The organism is Streptomyces sp. NPDC048436 (assembly GCF_043200355.1).
GTDB lineage: Bacteria > Actinomycetota > Actinomycetes > Streptomycetales > Streptomycetaceae > Streptomyces.
Genome location: NZ_JBICXP010000002.1, coordinates 1,030,002 through 1,041,829 on the forward strand (window position 1 = coordinate 1,030,002; position 11,828 = coordinate 1,041,829).

The 11,828-nt window shown below is 69.7% G+C and carries 9 protein-coding genes; 3 read left to right on the top strand and 6 right to left on the bottom strand.

The genetic code is table 11. The annotated features are described in order from the left end of the window. Nucleotides 1–4 precede the first annotated feature (4 nt). Nucleotides 5–1,273: an ABC transporter substrate-binding protein gene (locus ACGFX9_RS11050; RefSeq protein WP_393468206.1), complete on the bottom strand. Its 1,269-nt coding sequence runs from the start codon at nt 1,271–1,273 to the stop codon at nt 5–7. Nucleotides 1,274–1,539: 266 nt separating this feature from the next. Between ACGFX9_RS11050 and ACGFX9_RS11055 the strand changes: the two genes are divergently transcribed. Then, nucleotides 1,540–3,603: an NPCBM/NEW2 domain-containing protein gene (locus ACGFX9_RS11055; RefSeq protein WP_393468209.1), complete on the top strand. Its 2,064-nt coding sequence runs from the start codon at nt 1,540–1,542 to the stop codon at nt 3,601–3,603. 279 nt (nt 3,604–3,882) lie between these two features. Here the strand turns inward: ACGFX9_RS11055 and ACGFX9_RS11060 are convergent, their stop codons facing one another. Next, complete coding sequence (locus ACGFX9_RS11060) at nt 3,883–4,848, bottom strand: ROK family protein (protein WP_393468212.1); 966 nt, start codon at nt 4,846–4,848, stop codon at nt 3,883–3,885. A gap of 236 nt (nt 4,849–5,084) precedes the next feature. On the opposite strand from ACGFX9_RS11060, the gene ACGFX9_RS11065 reads away from it, so the two are divergent. Then, nucleotides 5,085–6,071, top strand: coding sequence for a LacI family DNA-binding transcriptional regulator (locus tag ACGFX9_RS11065; protein WP_393468214.1), 987 nt, complete (start codon nt 5,085–5,087; stop codon nt 6,069–6,071). Between the two features lie 37 nt (nt 6,072–6,108). On the opposite strand, the gene ACGFX9_RS11070 is transcribed toward ACGFX9_RS11065, so the two are convergent. Further along, nucleotides 6,109–7,815, bottom strand: coding sequence for a serine/threonine-protein kinase (locus ACGFX9_RS11070; protein WP_393468217.1), 1,707 nt, complete (start codon nt 7,813–7,815; stop codon nt 6,109–6,111). 75 nt (nt 7,816–7,890) lie between these two features. Further along, a complete protein-coding gene (locus tag ACGFX9_RS11075) occupies nt 7,891–9,183 on the bottom strand; it encodes a DUF6986 family protein (RefSeq protein WP_393468220.1) in 1,293 nt (430 codons plus the stop codon). Nucleotides 9,184–9,401: 218 nt separating this feature from the next. Here ACGFX9_RS11075 and ACGFX9_RS11080 point away from each other — a divergent pair, with 218 nt between their 5' ends. Next, on the top strand, nt 9,402–10,295 hold the full coding sequence (locus ACGFX9_RS11080) for an endonuclease/exonuclease/phosphatase family protein (protein ID WP_393468223.1): 894 nt from the start codon (nt 9,402–9,404) through the stop codon (nt 10,293–10,295). An 88-nt stretch (nt 10,296–10,383) separates the two neighbouring features. Here the strand turns inward: ACGFX9_RS11080 and ACGFX9_RS11085 are convergent, their stop codons facing one another. Both ACGFX9_RS11085 and ACGFX9_RS11090 read right to left on the bottom strand, forming a co-directional pair. Beyond that, nucleotides 10,384–11,346 (bottom strand): electron transfer flavoprotein subunit alpha/FixB family protein, encoded by a 963-nt coding sequence (locus ACGFX9_RS11085; protein WP_393468225.1) that lies wholly within the window; start codon nt 11,344–11,346, stop codon nt 10,384–10,386. Between the two features lie 62 nt (nt 11,347–11,408). Beyond that, the coding region (locus ACGFX9_RS11090) for an electron transfer flavoprotein subunit beta/FixA family protein (protein ID WP_393468228.1) at nt 11,409–11,828 on the bottom strand (420 nt) is incomplete at its 5' end.

The window sequence follows — 11,828 nt, forward strand, 5'->3', positions numbered from 1 at the left end:
TCTATCAGCTGACGTCCGACGAGAAGATGTCCTTCTTCTGGCGCTCGATGCTGTTGACCAGACCGTCGACGTCCTTCGGATTGTCGATGAAGTCCTGCAACGCCTTGATCATGACGGTCTGTGCGAAGTCGGGCCGGGTGTCGCGGTCCAGGAACTGCGAGATCTGCTTGGCCCCGGCGACGAGTTCGGCCGACTTCTTCTGCAGCGGGCTGTACTTACTGGTGTCGGCTCCGTCGTTGACGGCGACGTTGTTGGGGTCGCCGGCCAGATAGATCTCCTCGGCCTTCGGCGTCCCGAGCCACTTCAGGAGTTCCTTCGCGGCGTCGACGTTCTTCGACTTCTTGGCGACCAGGAACCCGTCGATCGGTGCCTCCACGGCGTCCTGCCCGTGTGCCGGGTCGATCTCGGGAAAGGCGAAGAAATCGATGTCGCCGCGTTCGTTCGCCGGGAACTGCTGGCCGGGGTGGGGCATTCCGAAGACGGCCATGCCCGTCTTGCGCTTCTGCAGGCCCTGGCCCGCCTCTTCCCAGGTACGGCCGAGCGCGCCCTTCTGGTAGTACGGCATGAGTTCGCGCCACAGGTCGAAGACCTTCTTGACCTTCGTGTTCGTCCAGGCTTCCTCGCCGGCCATCAGGTTCTTGTGGAACTCGTAACCGTTCAGGCGCATGTTGATGTAGTCGAAGGTACCCATGGCGGGCCAGCCGTCCTTGTCGCAGAAGGCGACCGGAATGCCGTCCTTGCCCATCTGCTTGGCGAGCCCGATGAAGTCGTCCCAGGTCTTGGCCTGTTCATAGCCCTGTTTCTCAAAGAGGCTCTTGCGGTGGAAGACGGCCCATGGGTAGTAGTAATACGGCACGAAGTACTGCTTGCCGTCATGCGTGGACTGCTCCCGCAGCGCGTCCGAGAAGCCCTTGAAGCCCTTCCATACGTCGCTCACGTCGATCAGAAGGCCCTTCTCCGCGAAGTACTGCATGCGGTAACCGGCGAACCACATGAAGACGTCGTCGGGCGTGCCCTGCAGATAGCGCGTGATGTTCTGCTGGAACTCGTTGTGCTCTGTCGTGTTGACCTTGACGGTCTTCCCGGACTTTTTCTCATAGGCGTCAAAAGCGGCGGCGAACGCCTTCTTGGGCACCGCGTCCGAGGAATTGGACCCCATCGTGACTTCGTCCTTGTTGCCGCCAGGGCCGTCGCCACACGCTGTGAGCAGGGCCGGAAGGGTGACGGCACCGGCGCCGGCCGCGGCACCCCGCAGGACGTTCCGCCGGGACATCCGATGTCCTGACATGCTTCGAGGTGTGGCAGGACCCATGAACGATGACTGTGCCATGTCCCCCTCCTCGGGGTGCAACCGAACACAACCGAACGCGAGGGTTGGATCCCACTCCCAAGTGCCACCGCAGTCAAGGGTTTTGGCGCCGGGAGCTCGAACCGTTACGGCTCCCCTTCCAACAGAGTCCAACACGGCCTACCGTAAGCGCGCACCTCTGACACGTACATGCAGACACCCAACTCCTGCGAGTACGGAGGAATGTAACGATGCGTCACCTCTCACCCCTCACAGCGCGTCGAAGAGTCGTCGGATCGCTGGCCGCCGCACTGCTGTGCGCCGCCGGACTCGCGGTCCCGGCGGCGGCGCGCGACACGGGCGACACGGGCGACACGGGCGACCGAAGCGTGACCGAGGCGCCCTTCACCGCCGACACGAAGCTCCCCGGCGGTCTCGCGCTCACCCCACCCATGGGCTTCAACAACTGGAACTCCACCCACTGCAGGGCCGAGTTCGACGAAGCGATGGTCAAGGGGATCGCGGACATCTTCGTCGAGAAGGGCCTCAAGGACGCCGGATACGAGTACGTCAATCTCGACGACTGCTGGGCGCTGCCGCAGCGGGACGCGGACGGCAGACTCGTACCCGATCCCAAGCGATTCCCCAATGGAATCAAGGGAGTTGCGGACTATGTGCACGCCAAGGGCCTGAAGCTCGGCATCTATACCAGTGCCGGTACCAAGACCTGCAACAGCGCGGGCTTCCCCGGCGCGCTCGGCCACGAGGTCAGCGACGCACGGCAGTTCGCCGACTGGGGCGTCGACTATCTCAAGTACGACAACTGCAACAACGAAGGTGTCGACGCCAAGAAGCGGTACATCGCCATGCGTGACGCGCTGAAGGCCACCGGCCGTCCCATCGTCTACAGCATCTGCGAATGGGGCGAGAACAAACCCTGGGAGTGGGCCGCCGACGTGGGCCATCTGTGGCGCACCACCGGCGACATCAGCGACAACTGGTCCTCCATGCTGTCGATCATGAAGCAGAATCTGCCGCTCGCCCAGCACGCGGGTCCGGGCCACTGGAACGACCCGGACATGCTTGAGGTCGGCAACGGCGGCATGACGGACACCGAGTACCGCACGCACTTCTCGATGTGGTCGATCATGGCCTCGCCGCTGCTCATCGGCTCCGACCTGCGCAAGGCCACCCCCGAGACCTTCGAGATCATCGGCAACAAAGAAGTCATCGCCGTCGACCAGGATCCGCTGGGCAGGCAGGGCGAGGTGCTCTCATCGGAAGGCGGCCGGTGGGCCGTCGCCAAGGAGATGCGGGACGGCAGCCGCGCGGTCGCGCTCTTCAACGAGACGGGCACCGCCCAGTCGATCGCCACGTCGGCGAAGGCCGTCGGTCTTCCGGACGCCGACGGGTACACGCTGCGGGACCTGTGGCAGCACAAGAGCTACAACACGGCGGGCAGGATCTCGGCGACCGTCCCCGCGCACGGCACCGTACTGCTGCGCGTCTCGGCGGACGACGCGTGGGCCAAGAACCCGCCTGCTGTCGAACTCGGCCTGAGCGGAGCCCCGTTGGTGGAGGCGGGCAAGGCGGCGACGCTGACGTCCAAGGTCACCAACCTCGGCCGCACCCCCGCGCAGAAGGTGTCCGCCACCTTCGGCGGACCCTCCGGCTGGCAGATCAAGGCGACGTCGCCCTCGACCGCGAGCTCCTTGCGTACGGGGAAGACGCTGGGTACGTCGTGGTCGGTGACCGCGCCGCCGGGCACGGCCCCGGGGGCGTACGACCTGACGCTCAAGACGGCCTACCGCTCGCCCAGCGGCACGCGCGCGGAGAGTGTGCTGCCCCTGACGGCGCACGTCGTGGTGGCGCCGCCCGCGGGCAGTTCGGCCATGGGTGACCTGCCGTGGATGTCGACGGTCAACGGCTGGGGCCCCGTCGAGAAGAACACCAGCAACGGCGAGAGCGCGGCGGGCGACGGCAACCCGATCACCATCGGCGGGGTCGTGTACGCCAAGGGTCTCGGGGTGCACGCGGAGAGCGCCGTCGAGTACTACACCGGCGGGTCCTGCGAGAAGGTCACCGCGCTAGTGGGCGTCGACGACGAGAAGGAGTCCAAGGGGACAGTGGCCTTCGAGATCTGGGCCGACGGAAAGAAGGCGTCCTCGACCGGCGTCCTCACCAACGCCGATCCCGCGCAGAGCCTGTCGGCCGACGTGACCGGCGCCCAGGTCGTACGCCTCGTCGTCACGGACGGCGGCGACGACCGGGACTCCGACCACGCGGACTGGGCGGAGCCGGTGCTGAACTGCTGACCCGGCGCGTGCCGTGCACCGCCGGCTGGGCTGAAGAGGTTCAGCCCAGCCGGCGGTTCGAGGCATCATCCGGCCCGGAGGGGGGCTCGGTGACGTCAACTTCCCACGCCTGTACGCCATTTCACCACTTCGGCCCCCTGGCAGAGCGCCAGTTCCCGACGCTCAGCCGGCCCGAAGAGACGCCGGGGGCGGTCAACTCCCGGCAGGTGGCCTCGATTGGGCCGATGTGGCCCCCTGCCGGAGCCGGGGCTGAGCCGCTCATAGGGGCCAGGGGCCCGGTCAGCTCCCCACCGCCGGGTGCAATTCCGCCGCCCCGGGCTCCCGCATGAGCGCCGCCGCAGCAGCCCCCACCAGACCCGCGTCCGTCCCCATCAGTGCGGGACCCACCGTCAGGTGCCGTACGAACGACAACGTGGCGTACTCCCGCAGGGACCTCCGCAGCGGGTCGAAGAGGACGTTGCCCGCCTTCGCGACGCCTCCCCCGATCACCGCGATGTCGATCTCCACGAGCGTCGCCGTCGCCGCGATCCCCGCGGCGAGCGCCTTGGCCGCCCGCTCGAAGGAGGCGACCGCTACCGGATCCCCGGCCCGCGCGGCCAGAGCCACCGCGGCAGCCGACGTGTCGCCGTCGGCTCCTGGCCGCCACCCGCCCTCCAGCGCGCGCCGCGCGATGTTCGGCCCACTGGCGATGCGCTCCACGCACCCGCGCGCCCCGCACGGGCAGGGATCGCCGTCGAGGTCCACGCTGATGTGCCCGATGTGCCCCGCGTTCCCGGTCGGGCCGGGGTGCAGCTTGCCGCCGAGGATCAGCCCGCCCCCGACACCCGTGGACACCACCATGCACAGCGCGTTGTCGTGCCCCCGCGCCGCCCCCTGCCAGTGCTCGGCCGCGGTCATCGCGACGCCGTCGCCGACCAGTTCGACCGGCAGTCCGCCGGTGGCCGCACGCACCCGCTCGACCAGCGGATAGCCGCGCCACCCGGGGACGTTGACGGGGCTGACCGTTCCCGCCGACGCGTCCACCGGACCCGCGCTGCCGATGCCGACCGCACGGGCCCTGCGCCACAGCGGGGAGAGCGTGAGCTCGCCGATGACCTCCTCGACCGCCCGCATCACGGTGTCACCGTCCTCGCGCGCGGGCGTGGGCCGCTGGGCGCGCAGCAGGATCCGGCCGCGGCCGTCCACCAGGGCGCCGGCGATCTTGGTGCCGCCGATGTCGAGCGCGGCGACGAGGTCCGTGTGCATCAGTGTCAGATCTCCTGGTGAAAGGGCAGGCCGACCCTCTCGGTGAAAGGGCAGGCCGGAGAATGCGATGGACAGTCTCTCTTGCATCTGACAACGTTGTCCAGGTTCTATGCTCGACGCCACATCACTTACGCACCACTTTCAGCTCACCTACGTCGACGACAGGACAGCGCACCGTGGCCGAGATCGCCAGCCGACCCGAGCGACCCGAACCCCGCTACGGCAACCGTCCGACCATGAAAGACGTGGCCGCCCGCGCCGGAGTCGGCCTCAAGACGGTCTCGCGCGTCGTGAACGGCGAGCCGGGCGTCACCCCGGACACCGAGCGCCGTGTCCAGGAGGCCATCGAAGCCCTGGGCTTTCGCCGCAACGACAGTGCGCGGGTCCTGCGCAAGGGCCGCACGGCCAGCATCGGTCTCGTACTCGAAGACCTCGCAGACCCCTTCTACGGCCCGCTCAGCCGCGCCGTGGAGGAAGTGGCCCGCGCCCACGGAGCGCTCCTCATCAACGGTTCGAGCGCCGAGGACCCGGACCGCGAGCAGGAGTTGGTGCTCGCGCTGTGCGCGCGCCGGGTGGACGGGCTCGTCGTCATCCCGGCCGGTGACGACCACCGCTATCTGGAGCCGGAGATCGCCGCCGGTGTCGCCACCGTCTTCGTCGACCGCCCGGCCGGGAAGATCGACGCCGATGTCGTGCTCTCCGACAGCTTCGGCGGCGCACGCGACGGCGTCGCGCATCTCATCTCCCACGGTCACCGCCGCATCGGCTTCATCGGCGACCAGCCGCGCATCCACACCGCCATAGAACGCCTGCGCGGCTACCGCGCCGCCATGGAGGACGAGGGCATCACCGTCGATGACGAGTGGATGTCCCTCGGCCCCACCGCCCCTGACCGTGTCGAGCAGGCCACCAAGACGATGCTGGGCGGCCCGGAGCCCGTCACGGCGATCTTCGCGGGCAACAACCGTGTGACGGTGACGGTCGTCCGCGTCCTCGCCGGGCTCACCCGCCCCGTGGCCCTCGTGGGCTTCGACGACATCGAACTCGCGGACCTGCTGCAGCCGGGCGTGACCGTCGTCGCCCAGGACGCGGCGCAGCTGGGCAGGACCGCGGCGGAGCGGCTGTTCCGGCAGCTCGACGGCGCGTCCGACGCCCCGGAGCGCATCGAGCTTCCCACCCGGCTGATCAAGCGTGGGTCGGGTGAACTGCCACCGGCGGTCTGAAGGCCGGCGGCAGGGATCGCGGTTCTGGCCCGATGTGTCAGCAGACCGGGAGGCCCGGCAGCGGTTTGTCGTTGTCGCCGCCCTTGATGTAGACGTCGCTGATGAAGACGTCTCTGTTGCCGCTGTCGTCGTCCGTCTTGGCCCACCAGACGTTCGTCCACTCGCCGTGCGTCTCGCGGCGGCCCAGGTTCTGCTGGCAGTAGAAGTAGTTCGTGCCCGCGTTCAGTACGCCCGCTTCGGCGCCCGAGGCGGTGTACGAGGTGGCGCTACGCCACACCGAGCAGTCGTACTTGCCGCCGCCCGCCGCGTGACAGGCGGCTTCGGGGGCCGGGTCGTCGCCGCCACCCGATGTGCCGCCGGAACCGTCGGAGTCCCCGGTGCCGTCGCCTGTGGTGCCGCCGCCCTCGGTCGGCTTGGTGGAGGACTTGGGGCGGGTCGACGCCTTGTCCCTGGACTTGGGGTCCTCGTCCTGATCGGCGGAGGGCTTTCCGTCCGGCTTCCGGGCCTTCTCGTCGCCCTGCTTGGAGGGCTCGGACGCGTCCGCGCCGTCCAGCGTGCCGCGGCTGTTGTCGGCCGCCGGCTCGGCCGAGTCCCCGGAGGCGGGACCCTGGGCCTGACTGCCGCTGCCCTCCTTGTCGTTCAGGAGGGTTACGGTGACGCCGGCCGCCGCCAGGACGACGACGACAGCCACCGCCGCGAGCCGCGCGCGGCCACGGCGCGGTCGTCGCGCGGGCGGTGCTGTGGCCGCGGGTGCGGCGACCGGCGCCGCCTGCGGGGACACGGCGGCGAGCGGTGGTCCGAAGCCCGGCGGCGGGCCGCTCGGGATGCTGCGCTCCGTGGTCTCCCTCGGGCGTGGTGCGGGCTGCCGCGGAGCCGCCGTCACCTCACCGCCGGCCACATCGGCGAGGAGCAGCGCCGCCTGGTGCGCGTCCGGTCGCGACTGCGGGTCCTTGTCCATCAGCTGTCGCAGCACGGGGATCAGGGGCCCTGCCCGCCGCGGCTCGGGCAGCGGGTCGGTGACGATCGCGGTGAGCGTGGACCACGTCGACGTACGGCGGAAGGGCGAGGCGCCTTCGACCGCCGCGTACAGCGTGGCGCCCAGCGCCCATACGTCGGAGGCGGGGCCCGGGTCCTGGCCCTGGGCGCGCTCGGGCGCCAAGTAGTCCAGGGAGCCGACGAGTTCACCGCTGCGGGTGAGATGTGTGGCGGAGCCGTCCCCCGGGTCGTCCATCGTGGCGATGCCGAAGTCGGTCAGGACGACGCGGCCCCCGGCCTCCAGGAGGATGTTGCCGGGCTTGACGTCGCGGTGCAGGACTCCGGCGCGGTGCGCGGCGGCGAGGGCCTCCATGACCTTGGCGCCGATGGCCGCCGCTTCACGGGGGTCCAGGGTGCCGCGCTCGCGCAGCACGTCGTCCAGGGAGGGTCCTTCGACGAGTTCCATGACGATGAGGGGCCGCCCGTCGACCTCCGCCACGTCGTGCACGGCGATGACTCCGGGGTGGCGCACCCGGGCCGCCGCGCGGGCCTCGCGCTGCATCCGCACGCGCAGATCGGCCAGTTCGGGCCCGGCCGCGTCCGTGTACGTACGCAGTTCCTTGACGGCGACCTCACGCCCGAGCACTTCGTCGACGGCGCGCCAGACGACTCCCATGCCGCCGCGCCCGAGTTGAGCCACGACGCGATAGCGCCCGGCGAGAAGACGGCCGCTCGTGCCGCCCGTCTGTTGCTGGTCCCCCGAAGTCACCGCTGCCCCGTTCCTGTGACACCACTGTGCGTGGCTCACAGACTACGGGGCAGGGGTGACAGCGGGTGCCGGGAGTTACTTGCCGGAGGGCGTGAGGTCGCCGCGGCGCGGCCCCGAGAAGCTCTGCAGGCGGGCCAGCGTCAGACCGGTGAGCCGGGTGACCTCGCCGACGTCGAGGGCGCCGCAGTCCATGCCGCGCAGCAGGTAACCGGCGAGCGCCTTGGCCGACGCGGGCTCGTCCGCCACGTCGCCGCCCTCGCGGTGGGCGGCGTAGGCGGACAGGCGTGCGGCGGCCTGCTCGAAGCCCTCGCGGTAGAACGCGAACACGGCGGCGTAGCGCGTGGGGATGTGACCGGGGTGCATGTCCCAGCCCTGGTAGTAGGCGCGGGCCAGGGCGCGGCGCGTGAGGCCGTAGTGCAGGCGCCAGGCGTCGTGCACCTTCTCGGTGGTGCCGATGGGCAGGACGTTGGTGGAGCCGTCGGAGACGCGGACGCCGGTGCCGGCCGCGGCGACCTGCATGATCGCCTTGGCGTGGTCGGCGGCCGGGTGGTCGCTGGTCTGGTAGGCGGCGCTGACACCGAGGCAGGCGCTGTAGTCGAAGGTGCCGTAGTGCAGACCGGTGGCGCGGCCCTCGGCGGCGCCGATCATGCGGGCCACGGTGGCGGTGCCGTCGGCGGCGAGGATGGACTGGCTGGTCTCGATCTGGATCTCGAAGCCGATCCGGCCCGCCTCAAGGCCGCGCACCTTCTCGAACTCCTCCAGGAGGCGCACCATCGCGGTGACCTGCTCGGGGTAGGTCACCTTGGGCAGCGTCAGGACGAGGCCGTCCGGGAGACCGCCCGCCTCCATGAGGCCGGACAGGAAGATGTCGAGGGTGCGGATGGCACGGTCGCGCACCCCCTCCTCCATGCACTTCATACGGATGCCCATGTACGGGGCCGCGGTGCCGTTCTTGTAGGCCTCGGCGATCAGGCGGGCCGCGCGGGCGGCGTCCTGGTCCTCGTCGGTGCCCTTGTAGCCGTCCTCGAAGTCGATGCGCAGGTCTTCGACGGGCTCGCGCTCCAGCTTGGCGCGTACGCGGTCGTAGACGGGCGCGGCCAGGTCGTCGGTGAGGCCGAGGACGGCCGCGAAGGAGGCGGCGTCCGGAGCGTGCTCGTCGAGGGCCTTCAGTGCCTGGTCGCCCCACGTACGGATGGTGTCGGCGCCGAACAGCTCACCGGGGACGTACACGGTGTGGACGGGCTGGCGGGTGCCCGGGTCGCCGGGGTAGCGGCGCTCGAGCTCCGCGTCCACCGGGGCGAGGGAAGCGCTGATGCCCTCGCTGACCGCACCCGCGAGGCTCGTTGCCACCTTCTCTTGCTGACCCATTCCTGCACCCTCCACACGCTCGGGACCACACACTCAGGACTCGATATTTTCCGCTTCACGGAATCAACAATCCGCATGGCGAAGTTATCCGGCGACCTTCCCGCTGGTCAACACCCTCTCGTCTGCCGGACCCCGGCCGTTCACCCCTGTCTCAGATCCTGCTTCCGCACCTGCCTGCCCGCACCTCATCCTGACCGGTACCCACTGAAGGAGACCGCGTGCCGAATGACACCCGAGTGACGCGCCGCTTCGGCCTGCAGACCACGCTGGCCGCGGTGGCAGTCCCCCTGTTCACCGCGGCCCTCGCCACACCCGCCCACGGGGTGGAGCGCGCGGGGCGACGCCTGGAGGTCATGTCGTTCAACCTCCGCTACGCGAGCACCACGCCTCCCCACACCTGGGCCGACCGCCGCCCGGTGACCAGGGAACTCCTCCGTCGCGCGCGCCCTCATGTCATCGGCACCCAGGAAGGGCTCTACCAGCAGGTACAGGACATCGCCGAGGATCTGGGCCCGCACTACGACTGGATCGGCACCGGCCGGGCGGGCGGCAGCCGCAACGAGTTCATGACCGTCTTCTACGACACCCGCAGACTCGCCCCGGTCGAGTACGACCACTACTGGCTCTCCGACACCCCGGACGTCATCGGCTCCAACACCTGGGGCGGCGGTTCCATCCGCATGGTCACCTGGGTCCGCTTCCGCGACCTGCGGACGGACAAGGAGCTGTACGTCCTCAACACGCACCTCGACAACGCGAGCCAGTACGCACGCGCGCGTGCCGCGAGTTTGATTTGCGAACGGATCCCCGCCCTGGACTCGTCCCTGCCGCTCCTGGTCACCGGTGACTTCAATGTCGCTGCCCACAAGAACCCGGTGTACGACACGATGCTCGCCGCCGGTCTCGTCGACACGTGGGACGCCGCGGACCAGCGCAGCAAGGCGTACGCCACCTTCCACGGCTACCGGCCGCTGGTGCCGGACGGCGACCGGATCGACTGGATCCTGGCGACGCCGGAGGTGGAGGTGCACTCGGCGGCCATCAACACCTTCTCGGCGGGCGGCCAGTTCCCGAGCGACCACCTGCCGGTGCAGGCCTCGCTGACGCTGTGACACTGCCGCCCCCGTGACACGACGAGGCCTTCACCTCCGCAGCTGTGTGCGGTGGCGAAGGCCTCGTTCTCGTACTGCCTGAAGAAGCTCAGCCCTTGCGGGTGTTGACCTCTTCGGTGAGGGCGGGGACGACGTCGAAGAGGTCGCCGACCACGCCGTAGTCGGCCAGGTCGAAGATCGGGGCCTCGGCGTCCTTGTTGATCGCCACGATCGTCTTGGAGGTCTGCATGCCCGCCCGGTGCTGGATCGCACCGGAGATGCCCGAGGCGATGTACAGCTGCGGCGAGACACTCTTGCCGGTCTGGCCGACCTGGTTGGAGTGCGGATACCAGCCCGCGTCCACCGCGGCACGCGAGGCACCCACCGCCGCGCCCAGGGAGTCGGCGAGGGACTCGATGAGGTGGAAGTTGTCCGCCCCGTTCACCCCGCGCCCACCGGAGACCACGATGGCGGCCTCGGTCAGCTCCGGACGCCCGGTCGACTCACGCGGCGTACGCCCGGTCACCTTGGTGCCGGTGGCCAGCGGCGAGAAGGAGACGGCGAGGGCCTCTACGGCGCCCGCGGCCGGGGCGGCCTCCACGGCAGCCGAGTTCGGCTTGACCGTGATCACCGCAGTGCCCTTGGAAACCCGGGACTTGGTGGTGTAGGAGGCGGCGAACGCCGACTGACTGGCCACCACACCCCCGTCGGCGGCCTCCAGGTCGACGGCGTCGGTGATGATGCCCGACCCGATGCGGACCGCGAGACGCGCCGCGATCTCCTTGCCCTCGGCGGAGGAGGGCACGAGCACGGCGACCGGGGACACAGCCTCATAGGCGGCCTGCAGCGCGTCCACCTTCGGCACGACCAGGTAGTCGGCGAACTCCGGCGCATCGGCGGTCAATACCTTCACCGCGCCGTGCTCGGCCAGCACCGCTGCGGTGTCCGCGGCGCCGTTGCCCAGCGCGACGGCGACGGGCTCGCCGACACGGCGGGCCAGCGTCAAGAGCTCCAGGGTGGGCTTGCGGACGGCACCGTCCGCGTGGTCGACATAGACCAGAACTTCAGCCATGGGAATTCAATCTCCTGCGATTACGAGGAACTGGGCGGTTGCTGGAAGGGGATGGCTGAAGCTCAGATGAACTTCTGGCCCGCGAGGAACTCAGCGAGCTGCTTGCCGCCCTCGCCCTCGTCCTTGACGATCGTGCCCGCGGTGCGCGCGGGACGCTCGGTGGCCGATTCGACCTTCGTCCAGGCACCCGCCAGGCCGACCTCGTCCGCCTCCAGGTCCAGATCCGACAGGTCCCAGGCCTCGACCGGCTTTTTCTTGGCGGCCATGATGCCCTTGAAGGACGGGTAACGCGCCTCGCCCGACTGGTCGGTGACCGACACGACGGCAGGCAGCGAGGCCTCAAGCTGCTCGGAGGCGGAGTCGCCGTCCCGGCGGCCCTTGACCACACCGTCCTCGACGGAAACCTCGGACAGCAGCGTCACCTGCGGCACACCCAGACGCTCGGCCAACAGCGCCGGCACCACACCCGCCGTGCCGTCCGT